Genomic DNA, 16122 nt, shown 5'->3' on the forward strand with positions numbered 1-16122 from the left:
CTTTGGCGGGGTCTCTTCCCCAGATCAAGGCTCATCCTAGAGAATGTTCTCGCGGCCGAGCGCAACTGCCGACGAAGGAAGGAGCTACGGACGCGTCTATTTCTCCTGCACGGCCGCGCATACCTGCACTGGAAACGGCAACGCCATGGTGTTGCGTGCAGGCCTGCCGCTCGAAGACATGGAGTTCACGCAATTTCACCCGAGCGGCATCTACGGCTCGGGTTGTTTGATCACTGAGGGCGCGCGGCGAGGGCGGCTACTTCACAAACTCGGAAGGGGTGCGCTTCATGGAGCGCTATGCGCCAAGCGCAAAGGATCTCGCTGGTCGGGATGTCGTATGCCGTGCGATGACCATCGAAATCAATGAGCCGCCACCAGCCAGCTCGCCCAGACCACGTTGCGCTCGGTGCTTGGCAAGCACGAGCTCGACGAGATGCAGCACGCGCGCACGCTGCTGGAGACGAGATGCATGGCGGCCCTTCGCCTGGCGCCGCAAAGAAAACAGGAACGTATGGAAGCACGGACTGCTATAGTGCTGAACCGATTGCCCGTCGGAGGTCCATGTCGCAGTTGATTGCGCCAATAAGGTCTTTGGCTCAAGAACCGAAAAAGTACGACTGGTAAAGCGAGCCGCCGATTTATACTTTTCTCAAAGGGTACGAGCTTCAGCGCGTGGCCTCTTGATCAATTTCCATTGGAAATGTTTGGCGATCAGAATCGCCGCATCCATGGCGTCGGTGCCGCGCGCGAAATGCGGGTAGATCTCCGCCTCGATCAGGGCGTTGAGCGCCTTCCTGTATTCTCTGGTGATGTAGCCGCTGACGCTTTCGCGGTATTCATCCCACACCATTCGATGCGCGATCTCGGCGGCTGCTTGCGAGGCGGTCAAGCCCCAGTAGGGCAACAGGCTGTGCGCGGCGTCGTTGTCCCAGCGGCGAAATCGCCGGTAATGCCAGTCCTTGCATTTCGACAGTATGGCGGCGACGTCCTGACACCAGCGCGCGATCTCGACGGGATCGGCATTGATTCCAGGGTTCGAATCCAGCCATTCATTGACCTGTCGTAACGGCTCGTGGATTCGCCAGTCGAACGCCTCCATCTCGGTGCGACGTTCGGCGTCGGGCAGCCATTCGAACAGCACTCGGAATTTGGTGTCGAGTTCGAGCGTCGAGTGCGCATTGAATGACAGACGCGACTTGCGGGCCCGCAGCAACTGTAGAACCTCGCGCTCGCCGTAGGTCAGGCGCGCCAGGAAATTCAGGGTCTTGCCGCTGTTGTCTGCGCGATAGTGTGACTCAGCGACATGGTCATCACGGCGCGGCTGGACCGTAACCACGAGGTCGATGTCGCCGAGATCGTTGCCGTTAGTGAGGTACGATCCGAACGCTGTGATCTTGTGTACGAAGAACACCAGCTCGTCGCGCATGTTGATCTCGTTCGCGCGCGCGATCAGGGCAGCCACCTCGTTGTCTGCCTTGGCGCGATCAAAGCGTTTCGTCAGGTTCGCAGCCGCGAGCCGGCGACCCTTTATGCTGGTCTGGTATTTGGATTTGTCGAGCTTGTGCCCTGGTTCGTTCGGTTCAAGGTAGCCCTCGGCGAGCAGTGCCGCGAAAACGCGCTTGGCCTCGGTAGCCTTGATCGGCTTGAACTTGAAGCCCCAGATTCTGCACATCTCCTTGCGGTCATAGTCTCGCGTGCGAATGCTGGCAGGAATTCTCGGATCGGCCTTACGGGCAGACTCTACCGTGCTGCGCCAATGCTCGGTATCGAGGAAGTCAAGCACCGTCTCTGCGTCCGCGCGGTATTCGTTGAGGTGGCGCATCAGGTCGCGGGCCGTCTTAATTGGCAGCCCGGCGATGCTGTTCTGGGGATCGAGTTTCATTTGGTTTGGTGTTGCTCCTGCGTGCTCGTCACCAAGTCCGGGCTGACACTAGCTCTCGAAAATCTCAAGTTCGGGCTGACGATCCGGCTCGGCAGCATGATCGTCGCTGGCATCGTCGCGATGGCCGTCCTGCAGGGGCTGCACTGAAACACCCGTGGTACAGCGCCTTGTTGCGGTTGATCATCCACGTCCCAACCTGTCTTGTCAAAGCACCACACTGGTGCAGCTGCTTGCACCGATTAGGTGCAACGGTCGAGATGATGCCAACGCTCGCGCAGACCGGTGGACGCAGGCGCATGGCGTGATCGCATTTCAAGTCCTGGGACACACCAAACGTCCAGGGCTACATCTATGAAGATCGAGTTGAGGGCAGGCCTGGGAAGGGCGGCGACGAGTGCCTCGACCCGAAGGCTGCAATTGCGACTGTACCGGCGAGCGGATGACCCTTCGTCAGAAGGCCGCCCTCGCGCCTTTCTCATCCGCTGCAGGGCGAGCGGTAGTAGTGGGTCAAGCAGCCCTCGCGCCGTCTCGGCCGCGCTTCACTTGGACGGCGCTGTCGCTTCGCAAGCCGAACGCCAGCTCCGCCGCCGTTCTCTGGGATAAACTCTATATCGCCTTCTCGGAGCGCGGCTACGAGAGCGTCTCCGGTCTCTGCTCGGCCACCAAGATCTCCCTCAGAGGCCCGGGTCGCTGGCCGCAAGGCGGCATCCGTGCCAGCGCCGCCCGATCCAGATAGGTCGTGAATATTGGGTCCGCTTCGACCCCCAGCACGATGTTGGTCGCGAACTCGCGGCTGTGGCCCAACTGATAGCCGCCGATCAGAGCCGTCGGACTGTGTGGAAAGAGCACACTTTGCAAGAGGAGCGGATTCAGGCTGCCGCCGCCGTAGTCGAAATGGCCGCCGACATAGAATCCGGTCCAATCGTACACCGCCCTGAGTGCCGGCGCCTCGAGCGGCAGGTCGGCGGCTAAGGCCGGACTTCCGCATTCCAGCACGAGGCCGAGCCCTAATCCGACCGATGCATTCCGCCCGCTGCAGCCGCGCGCGTCGCCAAGCTTTTCCCAGGCAAACATTTCGATCGTCTCTTTCCCCAAGCCTTCAAGGTCGTGGCGACGCGCCGACGCCTCGGAAGCACAGCCCCATGGTGTTGACCCAATGCGGCAGCCAGCCAAGCGCATGGAGCACAAGCGCAATTCACGCGGGGCGGATCGCAACTCCAAGCAGGTCGTCCCACGCCGGAGTCAGATGGCACCGGCAAGTGAAGTGCGTGCAACACCGCGGAGAGCCGGCCGCAGGCGCGCCCGGCTCTCCGATGGACCGCAGCCCATCGGTCAGCCAAACCGGCCTGCTCGCGGATGTCGATATGAGAGATCGAAGAAGGTTTTGCGGAAACCCGCCGGGCCGGCGATCGTTGCCCGGGCGAGCGGCCGGTTCATCGGAGCTTTCGAGCCCCCAGCGGCAACCGAGGCGACTCGTCCCATCGATTTGGACCAGCGGCAAACCAGTCGCGCCCGCTTCGGATGCGGTCGGAGACAAGGACTCGTTCGTCGGGTCACACCGGACTTATGCAACGCAGCAGTTTCGGTTCTGTTCGATCACTTCTTCAGCCTGCCCCAGCCGAGAGACTGGACACGCGACCAGTAGTTGTCCTGAGTTTACGTATTCGGATTTCGAAAAGGGAATTTCCAATGAGCGAAATGATCCTTTTGGATACCGCCCATCGCGAGGTTGTCCGGGGCATTGTCAAAGATAGCTCAGTCCTTTGCACCACCACCAGCGCTCCCGATGTGTATGTTCACGCTATCACCAAGGAAGATAAGGCCGAACTTCATCAGGGCGATGGCACGGTCATCCCCCAGATGACGCGGACAAGATTTTATGTCTTCAGATCAAATACGGGACGAACCGTTCTCCGCCACGGTCACTGTAACCGGCACGACAGCCAGGACAGAGGCCAAGAAACTTGCGAGCTTGGTGCCCTTTTCCGGCAAGCTAGATAGATTATCAAGCCAGCCCATCTGGCTCTCCTTGGTCGATCGGTTGATTGAGGGCGACAGCGCGGTAAGAATTTTTGTGCGCGTACAATCCGGAGACCCGGGCTCCTCAGGAAATGATGCAGGGCTGCTGCGCTGTGCTCCAGCCCTGCATCCTGTTGCGGGGCGTTCTACGCTGCGATGGACGTGTGCGCCGGTGCTTGCGTCAAGGCAGTGACCAATTCTTTCACGTCCGGAGCTCCCAACCCAGTGACGCGGTCATAGCCGGGAGTAGCTGTAAACTCGCCATTGGTGCCATGACTTATGTCTCGGAAGCATGCGGTGCCGTTCAGTGGGTAGATGAGCGGGTTCAAATAAGGTAGCGAAGGTAGGCCGGCCTTGTGACGGGCTTCATTGATCAGCGCGCACAAGCCGGCCCAAATGGGCGCGGCCCAGCTCGTCCCACCAATTCCGGTGGGCTGTCCATGCAGGACCAAAAAGGCTCCTTCATTCGGATCAGCAGCCGCGCTCACGTCGGGGACCGAGCGTTTGGGTCCGGTCGGGACACCTTTGCCAGTTTGCCAAACGGGACGGCTGAAGAAGACGCTATCCCCACCACCGCTCCCGGCCCAGCCGTCCTCCTGCGCGACAGCCCCGTGCGCCGGTGCAAGCTTCAAGCTTGTCCCGCCGACCGCGACGACCGCTGTATCTGAGGCTGCATACTCCGCCTGAAGAGGTCCATCGGCGGTTTGGCCGTCGATGCCCGGATTGGATCCAGCGTCGCCGCTCGATACGAAGACGTTTACGCCCATCGCCGCGAGCCTGAGGAATTTCTGATGTTGTGTCGCGACCTCGCCATTTGGCCCGCCCATGAAGGTTTCCCCGAGCCCCAGGCTAATCGACAACTGTCTCATGCTTGGATCGCTCGACGCGTCCGCAATGATGCGATCGAGCGCCTTGTCGAGCGCGACAAACTGAAGTGAACCGGTCGCGTAGATCTTAATCTTCGCGCCGCGAGCGATTCCACTGGTCCAGGAGACGTCGAGTGTCTCCTCGCCTTCGGGGGCCGGAAGATGGCCGGCGCCCACTTTGATCTTGCCAATCCTGGTCAGGTCAACTGCGATCTCGTTGGCTTTCCAGAATTCGATAATGTCATGATCGTTCGGAAAGGTGTCAATCAGTATCGCAATCGTCTGTCCTGCGCCGGTGACGCCCAGCGCGTCCGCGCCGTACGCACGAAGAATCTCGGAAACAAGATAGGGTGGAGAATTGGCGACATTCGGCGAAGGCAGCCCGTGCCGATCCAAAGTAGCGCGATTGTTGTGGCTGATCTTGTGCGCCAAGTGCTTCTGAGCGTGACGGAAGGGTTGCAAGCCGATGATAGCGTGAACCGGCGCGCCGACCGACATGGGGAGGCTGGGAGCACTCTGCGCGGCAGTGTAAGTAACCCCTTTCTTGGTGACCTTCACCATTTTGACGTCGAGACTTTGTTCGATCTGACCGACAGTGGCCTTGGCGTATATACCGGTGCCGTCTGGGCTCTCGCCTATGACATCGAAACCCTGCTCATTTAGCCAAGTCTTGAGCGCATCGACGTCCGCCTTCGTTGCACTGTACCTCTGGTTCAGTTGCTCTGTAGACAACACCTGCCCCTCAGCGACACGTTTCTCAAGCTCGTCTTTGTCAGGCATCTCCAGTGAAAAGAGCAATTCCATCGTTTCGTTGCGGGCGTCGCGCTTTGCTGGTGCCACCAGCAGCCCGTGCTTAGTTAATCCGGGTTGAGTAGGTAATTCAGCAACGCTGTCTGTAAACACCTTGCGATCGCTCATGGACATTCTCCCTCAATGAGGTGGGTGGAATGATCGTCCGCGGCTGGGTTCAAGAGCCGTGCGCGCTACAACTCGTAGTTTTGCATCTTTATCGTTTCCAGGTGCGGCTCTTTGTGCCTTGGTTCACATTTGCAAAAAATCTCACGAGAGTCAGACTGAAGAGATTTCAGAGGCCGTTGCACGCTGTGAACGACGGGTGAGCTTCATTGACCCACTTTTTACCGGTCCGAGACTTAACAGGTTAATTGTCGCCGCTTCCGATTTTTTGCTCTCGAATTGATCCCGGGATTGCGACGCACCGAGGTTCTTGGCCTTCGAAACCGTCGCAGCATACCTAGTCCCCTCGCGCGCCGGATTTACCTCTTGCCACATGTTCGATCTCTGCGACCGTAACAAACGGTATTATGGCAGCCTCAATGGCCCGCGGAATCAGCGAAGCGTATTCTGCAACCTCGTGAGTTGAGTATTGATTGAGCTTGTTAGCAGCTGCTGTAAGAAATCATGTGCGTAAGGATTGTAGCGGTTGCGCGCTCTCGCTACGCGCATCGGCTTTCCGACGTTCGGACCAAGTGCGAACGCGAGAGTGATCTTGTCCGTGTTCACCTGAGAAAAATCTGCTAGTGCAGAGATGTTGTTGAATCTCACAAGCGTCCACGTCGGTCCTGTCGCGGTAATCTTCTTTGTGACCACGAATTGGATTGAGCCGCCAAAAACTCCAGCGTCTGTCAGCTTGCGACTTTCGTCCAAATCTGCGGTGCTGTTGGCCATTGCGACCATGTCGATAATACCAAGCGTTCCGGCGAGGGGGGTGTCCGCAACAAGCGGGCATTCATGAGGATCGACGCCGTTCTTCCAGTCCAGGAAAATCTTCCGAGTCGAAAGCTGAATGTTTTCGGTGAAATTATGCTCGCGCGATTCGCTCAAATTGGCACTGCCAGCAACGGTTAACGTAGTGGCAGCAGCAGCCAGTGGGGTTACATAAGAAAGGCTAGGTGTAAGGCCGCCGGTGTCATTTACATCGAGTGATAACGACACCTCTACATCGTAGTCACCATCCAGCAAGAAATTTCGACTGAACGTCACGGGATCGGTAGGTCGATCATCCCGAACCATATCCCGAATCTCGCATTGAACTCGAGCTACGATCGACGCAACCGTTGGCTGGCCTGCCTTGTCATAAGGAACGTCGTAACGGGGAACGGCACAGCCGGAGCACGCGCCGAGTAAAATGAGGATTAGAGTAAATCGGTGCGCGTAATGCAATCGCTTGCCCCCCAACAATTAGTTGCAAGTGCGTTTATCGCACTAACCTAAGCGCATTCACCCGGTCTCCAGTGGCACACAGCGCCCAAGGCTCTCGCCCGCTCGCAGCAGTCTTTCTTCGTGAGATGAGGAATATGAAAGTCTGCCTCCCCTGGAGGCTTGATCGTGCAGCAACCAAGCGGTCCCATGCTCTCTGGTACTGCCGCGCGTACCTGCGCGGTGGTTGCAGCCTTCTTCGTTGCGGTCTTTCGTTTGGCGACCTTCTTCTTGCGAGCCGTTTTAAGTATACGCCTTTTGGCGGCTGCTTTCTTTCCACGAGAACCGCGCTTTGACGGCCTTTTCATCAGAGCCCCTCAGAAAAACTTGAGCCCGGCAATGTAAAGTTGTTAAAACATCAGCAGATAACAATCACGCCAAAATTGCAATAGCGAAGAATAGTGTGCTGGCGTCAGAGCCCTAGGCCGTAATGCCCTAGTGCTCCGTCTTGTCGCTTTGTTGACCTGCTGTTCGCTGTTCTCGGCTAAGCCCATGCGAGCTGCGCTGCAGAAGTTCGAAACTCTTTTGGGAATGTTTGGCGTATCCCCACAGCACCAGTCTGAGTTCGTGTGGCCGCTCCGACCAATATCTCGGGCGAACCAAGTGCTGCAGCATACGTCAATATCGTCCTGCGGCGCGTGACCTCCATCGTTTTCCCAGTCGGATCCCCCAAAGTCGGCGCGACGCGTTACATTCAATCGGGGCATCCTTGATTGATCCAGTCGACGATCTCCAGGACTTGAGGGTCGGGTATGAACGGGCCGCCCTTGGGCATCCGAAGCGCGGGGCTGCTGATACCCGTTCGCAGATCCACGACCAGATTCGTGCTCGCTCCGTCGTGCCCGATCAGCTCAGGTTGGATTAGGCGCTTTCCGTGCCCAATCGCTGCGAGGAGGTTTGCCTTTGTATCCCATTTGAAACTGGCACCGTGGCCACTGAGATCGGCTTCCCCGTTGGCTTGCTGCCACGTCGCCATACCTTGATCGAGAATTTCCTTCACTCGCAGAAAACCCATTTTCCCCTCCGTCGCGGCTACTTTGAATCGATGACGAACTTAGAGAATATGTGACTGACGTTCAGTTTCTTCGCCTTCAGGACGACGTTGCCGTTCAGATCCTTTACGCGCGGGTATCGTGACAACTGAAACAGTTCACGAAACTGTTCTGAGTGAAGGACTCCATGGCCATACTGGAGAGTAGGAGCAAGAATAGACGGAGCAGGCCGAGGGAAACGGAAATACACGCCGACGCCAAAGGTGAATAGAGAAAATGAGCCGCTAATACGGCTCTGTTCGCATTTGCGAAAAGCTCTCATCCCGCAATCCAGCGAACCTCTAGTCGCGTTATGGCCCAGCTCTTCGGGCAGCGGATGTCCAGCGCTGTCTGGCTCTCTAAGGCGATCAAGACTCAAGCATACTGACGGTTGCACTGCAAAATGAATTGCCGCACCGAGAACAATCGATAGTGCTGACCCATTCTGGGCGGACATACTTCACCGATGGTCGCGAGAGCTTGCAGTCTTCAGATGATGCTTGAGAATTAATCTTGGCCTCCGACAAAACTATTTGAAGGTTAAAGGACTGCGGTATAGCTTTGCGATACCAAGCTTCGATGAAAGCCTTAGAAGTGCCGTCTCATCGGCGGGTTCACCTGCACTCGCCCCGCAACATGGCACTTGCGCCCAGAGATCGTGTATCATGTCAGGTCCCAGCAAGATTGCGCTCTTCATCGATGGGGCCAATCTCCATGCTACAGCGAAGGCGCTCGGCTTCGATGTCGACTACAAGCGCTTGCTGAGCGAATTTCAGAGTCGGGGCGCGCTCCTGCGCGCGTTCTACTACACCGCGATCATCGAGGATCAGGAATACTCCTCGATCCGTCCGCTGATCGACTGGTTGGACTACAACGGCTACACCGTCGTCACTAAGGCGACCAAGGAATTCATCGACGCCTCCGGCCGCCGCAAGGTCAAGGGCAACATGGACATCGAGCTCGCCGTCGACGCTATGGAGCTCGCCGAGCACATCGATGAGATGGTGCTGTTCTCAGGTGACGGAGCCTTCCGCTCCCTGGTCGAGGCCGTCCAGCGCCGCGGCGCGCGCGTCACCGTAGTCTCCACGACCGCCAGCCATCCCCCTATGATCGCCGACGAGCTGCGCCGCCAAGCCGACGTGTTCACCGATCTTATCGAGCTCCAAGCTAAGATCGGTCGGAATCCGTCCGAACGGTCGGTGTCGCGTGAGCGCGAGACGCGCTCTCGCTCACCCCAGGTCCCAGAGCGAGAAACCATCGCAGGACTTAGGGGAAATGATAGCGTGCTCGATGAGTGAGCTCGAACCCGACCGCTGGTCGGCCATCCAGTCGCTGGTATAGCTCGATAGCTGGTGACGGCCCCGGAGCGCGACGAATAAGCCCGGCATTTGCGCCGGGCTGACCGCCGATATGGATCGGTTCTCAGCAACAGACGGGATCAAAGAATAATCCACGCGCACCGTCGGTTCGGATTCTGACATTGCGGTGCTTGCCAAACGAGCTTCGTACATCGTGTTGCTGTTCCGCACGCTGCTTGATGCGGTGGCGATTGCTGCGAGGTGCGCTTTGACGCGCGCAAGGCCTCAGCAAATTGCATTCGAAACTGATGTGAAGTCCAAACCAAAACAGTTCCGGTCAGCGGCCTCGGCGGAACCCAACTGGCTGCCACTAAACGATAAATTTGGTTATGGACTATAGCCATGATGACTCCGTCGCGAATTTGAAAAATATGTTTGGGGAAAACACGGGAGGTTGGAATGGAAGTTGCCCGCCGCTTTCGCGCGATGGCTTTGCTTTGCCGGCAGACTGCCGCGCGACAACCTGAGAGGAGCTGGAAACTGCTCGCAGAGGCAGAGTACTGGGAGCATCTGGCGGCTGCTGCTCTAGCTCATTGAGCGTTGCCCTCTAGATCTTTCGCCCTTCTCTTTTCGTCCCCTCGTGGTTCAAGTCCTTTTCTGAGGCATGCGATTGCCAGCACGCAGCACATTCGTATTTGTGCTGTTCTGAGTGAAGGACTGCAAGCGCTTGCGGTAGACCTGAGAGAAGTGGAGAAGCTTCGAAGCAGACTCCGACATGTGAAAGCGACACCAATCAGCAGAAGGCGGCAACCAAACCGGGCAGCAGAGCAAGAGGTGTGAGCTCGAACGTGTACGCGTCAGCGCCGAGCCCCAGCGTGATCGAAGCGAGTTAGAGGGCAGGGCAAGCTCAACGTGAACTCGGCAAGGAGGGCGCTTTGGAGACCATCCGCCTGAAAGCAGACGTTCTGTCGAGTTTGAGACGCGACCTAGAAGAGGGCTCTATAAAAGACCAACAAAGCCGGGTTGCGATACGCCAAAACCTGAGGCGGTTGGCCACATCTAACATGAATAAAGGGCTTGCCGCGTTTTCCCGGTCTACTGTAGAATCTTCTTGGTGTGAGGATTTCGAGGGAATAGCTACCGTTCAGCTCCAGATTTCGCAAATTCATTCATTTGAAGGATACTGTGGGGGACACGCGATGGCTAAGCCTGCCGTTTCCCGTGAGGCCTTTCGTGGGTGGTTCGCCTTTTATGCGGCCAAGGCCCACCATGATCATAACGGTGTCGCCGAAGGCCGGCTTCTCAAGCTATTTGGATCAAGCGAACACATCCCGGACGGGCTGTTGGAGTTGTGGTCATCACGGACCGAGCTGATTGGCTCGGAGGCCATTGGCAACATAATGTCACCGCTCGCTCATCAGATCCTGGACGGCGGCGCACAATACAACCACGCCAGCGACTTCCTTCATCGACTGTTGCGAGAGTTAGACCGAGGCGACCATTAACCGCGATTACGAGTGGCTGACGCTGAGCTGTGGGAGGCTACTCTGACAGCGTTGGTCCATCGCCGCGATTTTCGTTCGACGCTGCACCTCGAAACACGGTGACGAGCCGATCGCCGTCCCAAAGCTCAACGTCGTGCTGGCGATACATTTGTTCGGCTTGACGTCTCGCCGCCCGCTCGTCGATGCAGTCGAGCTTTGCGGCGCAGATCACTCGCCGGTTGCTGTCCACCACGAACACTTTGTACCGCATGATGGAAGTCCCATCCTCTAGAGGACCGCCATCGTAGTCGAAGGTTCGTTTAAGGCGGTGCCAAAGTAACCGCTGTCGCGAGGAACGTTTGTACGTGTGGCAATTCGGCTACCGGCGCCTCGGAACTCTTCGATCCCGACGGCGCAAACGGTAATCCGGCCCGGTGCAGTGCGCCTCAGGAGCGTAACCTGAACGCGCGCCGAAAGCGAACGGCTCGAGCTCAAGATGGAGAGCATTCCCAGCATCATCAGTAGTACGCTCAGCCAAGTTGCCGTCCGCCTCGGCGCCAACCCGTTGCGAACCTGCAAAGGAGATCGTTGCACCGCCGATCGTGCGGTCGGTCCGCACAACGGAGAGCCAGGCCTCTGGCGCAGGAATTAATCTGATTTTAAAGTGATAGGGCCACGATAATTGATATGAAAGTTGTAGGCGCATTATTTTTGCTCTCCTCGCGCTCATCGTGGACGAGCAGTACAAGAGTGGCCGCTATATACGACCGGCGACTATGATTTTGCTGCAAATCACTGGCTGAACGCAGAGCGAGCGAATGGGAGGCAGTCGCTTCGATAAGATCCCACCGCGTGACCGGTACATTGCAATTGTTGCGGAGCTCGACGAGTTGGTCAGCGCACGGCCGGCATCGAAACCGCTCTACAGCAAAGAATTAGCCGAGGAAATTGGCACGTCGGTGCGCACCTTGCACTCGGCATCGCTTTCCGTCGTGGGCATGAGCTTGCATTCCTACCTTCGTCTCAAGAGGCTATTGCAGGTGCGGCGGCAACTTTCCGCGGGCGCGACTAGCGTCAAGGCGGCGGCCCTTGCTAATGGCTTTTGGCACTTGGGGGATTTCTCTCGCGTCTACCGTCGCGCTTTTGACGAGTTGCCGTCGCAAACGCTCGCACGGTCTAAGCAAGATGAAGAACTTGATCTGCGGACGCCCGTCGACACGAAAGCAAGCTGACGCTGGGCTTACCGTTCGCAGCCGCCCTTTCAAGCAGCATAGTCTTGGCGTTTTGCGGATTCCCATCTGGCTCCAGGACGGTGTTGAGTTTTGCGAGAAATATCCGGTTCAGTTGTTTCGCGCATTTTGGTCCGAGTGGCAGGATTCGAATCTGCGGCCCCCGCGTCCCGGACGCGGTGCTCTGGCCGGGCTGAGCTGCACTCCGGAGAAGACTTGTGCGACAGCCCCCGCGTGAAGATGTTTGCTTGCATACCAAATTCCACCACAAGCGCGTAAAGTCGTTCACATGTTTCAGTCCGCTCGATGCGATGAATGCGAAGAGGATCTCCCGCCCGAGGCGCTCATGGCGCTTCCGACACCGGACGTAGGAGATCCTGTGCTGATCTGCGAGCCTGCCCGCGGGGTATAGACGCGCACGTGGCCATCGTGCGTTCGCACCATGAGCCGGCAACCGTCGTGGTTGATTTCGTACACCCAATCCGACCCGGCGGGAGCCGGCTTCGCTTCCGTCGGAATGCAGGGTTCGATGAGGCCGGGTGCGGGGCGTACGCTGGAACTGGGTCACCATCGTATGGCTATGAAATAGAGATGAATTTCTCTTTTCCCAGTCGGAGCCGGCGTCCTGCTTTCCGCACGTTAGCAAGGCTCCCGCTCCATTTCGTCGCGGCTTGCGGCAATCCGGACGCGGACGTTGCCTTCCGCGACAGAGCGCATATTATTCGAGGGTTTTTTGGAACTGAACCGCTAGAATGAAGTCTTTTCTTTCCGGGTACAGCGTTGGAGGCTAAATGATTACCGCCACGCAATGCTTAGAACTGGCACATCACTACAGGAGACTCTCTCAAACGCCGGGCCTCTCTGAACACGGCGCCGCCCTGGCGAAGAACATCGCTAGGACTCTTACCGGGCTGGCGGGCCAATTGGATCGACTTGATGCGCTGGTAAGGGCGGAGCAGCGAGGATGCACGGTGATTACTGAGGGACCGGAGCGCGAAGCCCGGCCTGCGTAAGTCCAATTTGTGTCAGTAGTTTATTCATACCACCGGCCGAGGCACTGCCCGTAGGCGCCCGGTGACCAGCTTGCGTTCCCGCCTGCACAGCGAAGGGAGCGTCGCTATGGCCGCGCGTAATTTATCGCATCTGCTGCAGCCAAAGCCGAGATTCGCAGATGGCGGAGCAAGCCAAGCAACAAGCCGTGCGGGTACTGAAGGACAACCCGCCACCGGACGCGTTCTTGGAACGTAAAACCTCTCGGCCGCGACAGTAGCGAGCCAATTGCCGAAGCGCTGACACGTCGCAACACCCCCTTTGTGTTTGCAACCGGATACGGCAATGCTGGGCTGCCGGAAGCATTTCATGATGGGTCATACCTAAGCCGTTTCGCGAGGAGGAGCCCGAACGCTGTATTTGCAAGCTCTTGCCAGCCGCTTGATGCGGAACGCGTGCGTAGGAATCGCGTTGCAGCTTTAGATTCTCATGGCGTCCGCGATGCCCCGCTATTTTTTTCACGTCCGACGCGAACAAAGGCAAATCGATAAAGAGGGCGAGGAGTTGCCTGACGAGCGTGCGGCTCGGAATGAGGCCACGATGATGGCCGGTCAAATGCTGCAAGGCATGGCCGGGCAACTGCAGCCCGGGAGCGAATGGCGGATGGAAGTCGCGGACGAGTTTCAAAACGTTCTTTTTGTTCTTCACGTCAAGGCTGAAAAACCTTCGAGTGATGACCGATAAGAGCCAGTCCAACTTCCATCATCAGAAGGCGCAAGAAACCGAGATGCCGCGACCCGAGAAGTCGTTGACGACAGTCGCCGACCTAGGAACTTTCTCAGGATGGAATTCGGCATTAGCCGACGTGATAGATCAAATGGCTCACGATTGAGCCATGGCACGTGGCGGTGGCCGCATGACTGCCGAGCTAAACGCGAGACTGGATGCGATCACGCACGAGGGCATTGTCTATTACTGCATCGTTTCGTTGGGCTTGCCCTACGCGCTGACAAATTGATCATGTCGTCTGTTGTGAAGGGTTTCGGATGCCGGCCCCATGAAGGTGGTGCGGCGCACGTCGGGGTCGGCGTCCGAAAGCCTCCAAAGGAGGAAACCGCGCTGCGGGGACGTAGGACGATGCCGCGCGATCGCCAAACCGAACTTCGCCACAGGCGCCATGTGTGGACGGCTCCGGGTCGGCAAGGGTTTTCGTTCAAACCGGCGCTTTTGACCCATATCGGACCCTCGGCGCTCGGGTGCGTAGCTTCTTAGTTGCCAAGTAGCGACGCGCGCACCCGTCTCGATCGAAACGCTGCTCTGCGAAGAGGGCGAAGAGCTGTCAGTTTGTCAGGCGCGCCCTATCGAGGAAGAGCTGCACCTCATGAAAGAGCTGGAGCCGGTTCTTCTCCAACAGCACGAAATGGCTTCCCTCGCCAAGCATGACAAGCCGCTTGTCGGGGCCGCTCGGCAGCCTGCGGAAAATGGCTTGCGCGCCCTCCGGAGGATTCAGTCCATCCCACTCAGCGACCACCACCAGCGTAGGGACCTTGATCCGCGACGGATCATAATATGGCTTGCCTGCCTCCCAGTAATTCCGGGTGTCCTGAATTACACCTGCCGGGCTGCGTAGCACCGGGGGGGCCTGCTTCGAGCCAATGGGGTCGGAGGCGATAGCGGCCGCGGCCCACGCCTCGAAACCCGGCATCAAGTCGGCCTTTCGATCATCGGGGGCGCCGGCTTGCAAGCGATCCCGTCTGGGCGGAGCTGCAATGTAAGCTCCCAACGCGGGCGCCGCAGCTTGCGACGGGGTTCGCAGCCATCTGGGCGCATAGAACACGAGGTTGTCGACCCTGTCGTTGCGGTCAGCCGCGTAAGCGCCGATGACGTCCGTCCCCCACGACCAACCCACGAGACTGAGCTTGGAGACACCTCGCCGCTGAAGGATGAAATCGATTGCGGAGCCCGCATCCCTGACCGCGACATCGGTTGTGACGATCGGAGGATTACTGGCTGCTGGCTGATCCATTTCCGGCGGCCGCGTCGAACGACCGTAGCCGCGCACGTCCACCAGATACACATCCCAGCCGCGCTGGGCTATGTAGTCCATCCAGGATAGTCCTTCGATTGGAAAATCGAATGTCGCCTCGCCTGGTAAGGTCGCGCCATGGACAAACAGCAACGTTTTCTGTGCTGCAAACTGCGTCATGCCCTCCGGGCGCTTGTTTCTGACGTACAGCTTTATCCCAGGATCGACAGCGTCGATCATGAGGTGCTCGGTCAAGAGTTTCGGGGTCTGGTCAGCCGCTCTGCCGGACGGGAACGCTACGAACGTGGCCAAAGCCGCGGCTGTCAGCAACGTGACGATTTGTGCTCTGTAGGACATCGTTCTAGACCTCCAAAAAGGTGGCAAGGCCCCCACCGTTTTGTTTGGACGGTGTTTGGCGATCGATGTTCGTTCGCGAAGTCGCGGCCCATATGGCCCCAAGTGCAGGCGATTTACCTTCACTCTGCCGCGCGATCACGCGCAGACCGTCAAGTCATATCGGAACCGACTAACCCTCCGTCAGGCTTGGGTCCGTTACAAGGCAGCATGTCTGCCCAAATCTTGCGATGGCATTTCTTCGACCGGCAGCAAACCGCGCTAGGTCGTTTAATGGCCATTGCTGCCGGGTCCCACGGCCAAGAATACATCTGTCAGGGGTAGACCGGACCTAACTTAAACCGGGCCAAACCGTCGCGATTGACCTACTTGTATGGTCCGGCCGCGCGTTGCAAGCGGTTTCGTCAACCTGGCAGATGCGGTCTTGCATCAATGTATCCGGCGTCTGATTGGAGCGTGTTGGGCTCCGGGCCATCATGGATATCAGCGCGCATTCGAGCTGATTAGCGGACAGGCCGGTCGCCAGTGTTCGCATGCGCCGGGAAGACCGATCCTCCATGGTCGTCTCATCCTCTCGCAGACCTCGGCGGGTAAGGGATGTTGGTTACGTCATCGATGGGCTCCTCACTTCGCGCTGTTCCTTTGTTCGTGCCTGGCGGCCCGTTCCTTCGTCCCGGCCTGCGCGCGCAGACGCGCCGCGCGCAAGGGCCGTCAAGGCCGGCCGTC

13 protein-coding genes, 1 tRNA gene and 1 pseudogene are annotated in these 16122 nt (G+C 58.2%); 7 read left to right on the forward strand and 8 right to left on the reverse strand.

Annotation, left to right across the window (positions count from 1 at the left end; genetic code table 11):
- Positions 1–85: 85 nt before the first annotated feature.
- A pseudogene (locus AAFG16_RS02735) lies at positions 86–368 on the forward strand (FAD-binding protein); the annotation flags it as partial.
- A 281-nt stretch (positions 369–649) separates the two neighbouring features.
- On the opposite strand, the gene AAFG16_RS02740 reads toward AAFG16_RS02735, so the two are convergent.
- Positions 650–1882: a hypothetical protein gene (locus tag AAFG16_RS02740; protein ID WP_342737086.1), complete on the reverse strand. Its 1233-nt coding sequence runs from the start codon at positions 1880–1882 to the stop codon at positions 650–652.
- Positions 1883–1903: 21 nt separating this feature from the next.
- Between AAFG16_RS02740 and AAFG16_RS02745 the strand changes: the two genes are divergently transcribed.
- On the forward strand, positions 1904–2029 hold the full coding sequence (locus AAFG16_RS02745; protein ID WP_342737088.1) for a hypothetical protein: 126 nt from the start codon (positions 1904–1906) through the stop codon (positions 2027–2029).
- Between the two features lie 483 nt (positions 2030–2512).
- On the opposite strand, the gene AAFG16_RS02750 is transcribed toward AAFG16_RS02745, so the two are convergent.
- Positions 2513–2956, reverse strand: coding sequence for a hypothetical protein (locus AAFG16_RS02750; protein WP_342737089.1), 444 nt, complete (start codon positions 2954–2956; stop codon positions 2513–2515).
- 615 nt (positions 2957–3571) lie between these two features.
- On the opposite strand from AAFG16_RS02750, the gene AAFG16_RS02755 reads away from it, so the two are divergent.
- Positions 3572–3883: a hypothetical protein gene (locus AAFG16_RS02755; RefSeq protein WP_342737091.1), complete on the forward strand. Its 312-nt coding sequence runs from the start codon at positions 3572–3574 to the stop codon at positions 3881–3883.
- A 164-nt stretch (positions 3884–4047) separates the two neighbouring features.
- Here AAFG16_RS02755 and AAFG16_RS02760 read toward each other — a convergent pair whose 3' ends face one another.
- The 3 genes from AAFG16_RS02760 to AAFG16_RS02770 form a co-directional block, all read right to left on the reverse strand.
- Positions 4048–5685 (reverse strand): S53 family peptidase, encoded by a 1638-nt coding sequence (locus tag AAFG16_RS02760; protein ID WP_342737093.1) that lies wholly within the window; start codon positions 5683–5685, stop codon positions 4048–4050.
- Between the two features lie 429 nt (positions 5686–6114).
- On the reverse strand, positions 6115–6798 hold the full coding sequence (locus AAFG16_RS02765) for a hypothetical protein (RefSeq protein WP_141263418.1): 684 nt from the start codon (positions 6796–6798) through the stop codon (positions 6115–6117).
- A gap of 880 nt (positions 6799–7678) precedes the next feature.
- The gene (locus AAFG16_RS02770) at positions 7679–7999 is read right to left on the reverse strand and encodes a hypothetical protein (RefSeq protein ID WP_342737099.1); all 321 of its coding nucleotides are present in this window, start codon (positions 7997–7999) and stop codon (positions 7679–7681) included.
- A gap of 681 nt (positions 8000–8680) precedes the next feature.
- Between AAFG16_RS02770 and AAFG16_RS02775 the strand changes: the two genes are divergently transcribed.
- Complete coding sequence (locus AAFG16_RS02775; RefSeq protein ID WP_342737101.1) at positions 8681–9313, forward strand: NYN domain-containing protein; 633 nt, start codon at positions 8681–8683, stop codon at positions 9311–9313.
- A gap of 935 nt (positions 9314–10248) precedes the next feature.
- The gene (locus tag AAFG16_RS02780) at positions 10249–10818 is read left to right on the forward strand and encodes a hypothetical protein (protein ID WP_342737103.1); all 570 of its coding nucleotides are present in this window, start codon (positions 10249–10251) and stop codon (positions 10816–10818) included.
- 37 nt (positions 10819–10855) lie between these two features.
- Here the strand turns inward: AAFG16_RS02780 and AAFG16_RS02785 are convergent, their stop codons facing one another.
- Positions 10856–11068, reverse strand: coding sequence for a hypothetical protein (locus AAFG16_RS02785; RefSeq protein WP_342737105.1), 213 nt, complete (start codon positions 11066–11068; stop codon positions 10856–10858).
- A gap of 547 nt (positions 11069–11615) precedes the next feature.
- Here AAFG16_RS02785 and AAFG16_RS02790 point away from each other — a divergent pair.
- The gene (locus AAFG16_RS02790) at positions 11616–12029 is read left to right on the forward strand and encodes a helix-turn-helix transcriptional regulator (protein ID WP_342737107.1); all 414 of its coding nucleotides are present in this window, start codon (positions 11616–11618) and stop codon (positions 12027–12029) included.
- Between the two features lie 127 nt (positions 12030–12156).
- On the opposite strand, the gene AAFG16_RS02795 is transcribed toward AAFG16_RS02790, so the two are convergent.
- Positions 12157–12234 (reverse strand) — tRNA-Pro (locus AAFG16_RS02795).
- A 1283-nt stretch (positions 12235–13517) separates the two neighbouring features.
- Here AAFG16_RS02795 and AAFG16_RS02800 point away from each other — a divergent pair.
- Entirely contained in the window at positions 13518–13760 is a 243-nt protein-coding gene (locus AAFG16_RS02800) for a hypothetical protein (RefSeq protein ID WP_342737109.1), read from the forward strand.
- 595 nt (positions 13761–14355) lie between these two features.
- Here the strand turns inward: AAFG16_RS02800 and AAFG16_RS02805 are convergent.
- Positions 14356–15399, reverse strand: a complete 1044-nt coding sequence (locus AAFG16_RS02805; protein WP_342737111.1) for an alpha/beta fold hydrolase — start codon at positions 15397–15399, stop codon at positions 14356–14358.
- Positions 15400–16122 lie beyond the last annotated feature (723 nt).

The organism is Bradyrhizobium sp. B117, from assembly GCF_038969555.1.
Taxonomy (GTDB): domain Bacteria; phylum Pseudomonadota; class Alphaproteobacteria; order Rhizobiales; family Xanthobacteraceae; genus Bradyrhizobium.

What these genes read in the sequence shown, in the direction of transcription:
- AAFG16_RS02750 (WP_342737089.1), bottom strand. Translation starts at nt 2,956, where the DNA reads ATGTTTGCCTGGGAAAAGCTTGGCGACGCGCGCGGCTGCAGCGGGCGG.
- AAFG16_RS02790 (WP_342737107.1), top strand. Translation starts at nt 11,616, where the DNA reads ATGGGAGGCAGTCGCTTCGATAAGATCCCACCGCGTGACCGGTACATT.
- AAFG16_RS02775 (WP_342737101.1), top strand. Translation starts at nt 8,681, where the DNA reads ATGTCAGGTCCCAGCAAGATTGCGCTCTTCATCGATGGGGCCAATCTC.
- AAFG16_RS02755 (WP_342737091.1), top strand. Translation starts at nt 3,572, where the DNA reads ATGAGCGAAATGATCCTTTTGGATACCGCCCATCGCGAGGTTGTCCGG.
- AAFG16_RS02805 (WP_342737111.1), bottom strand. Translation starts at nt 15,399, where the DNA reads ATGTCCTACAGAGCACAAATCGTCACGTTGCTGACAGCCGCGGCTTTG.
- AAFG16_RS02765 (WP_141263418.1), bottom strand. Translation starts at nt 6,798, where the DNA reads ATGGTTCGGGATGATCGACCTACCGATCCCGTGACGTTCAGTCGAAAT.
- AAFG16_RS02770 (WP_342737099.1), bottom strand. Translation starts at nt 7,999, where the DNA reads ATGGGTTTTCTGCGAGTGAAGGAAATTCTCGATCAAGGTATGGCGACG.
- AAFG16_RS02785 (WP_342737105.1), bottom strand. Translation starts at nt 11,068, where the DNA reads ATGCGGTACAAAGTGTTCGTGGTGGACAGCAACCGGCGAGTGATCTGC.
- AAFG16_RS02800 (WP_342737109.1), top strand. Translation starts at nt 13,518, where the DNA reads ATGCCCCGCTATTTTTTTCACGTCCGACGCGAACAAAGGCAAATCGAT.
- AAFG16_RS02760 (WP_342737093.1), bottom strand. Translation starts at nt 5,685, where the DNA reads ATGAGCGATCGCAAGGTGTTTACAGACAGCGTTGCTGAATTACCTACT.
- AAFG16_RS02740 (WP_342737086.1), bottom strand. Translation starts at nt 1,882, where the DNA reads ATGAAACTCGATCCCCAGAACAGCATCGCCGGGCTGCCAATTAAGACG.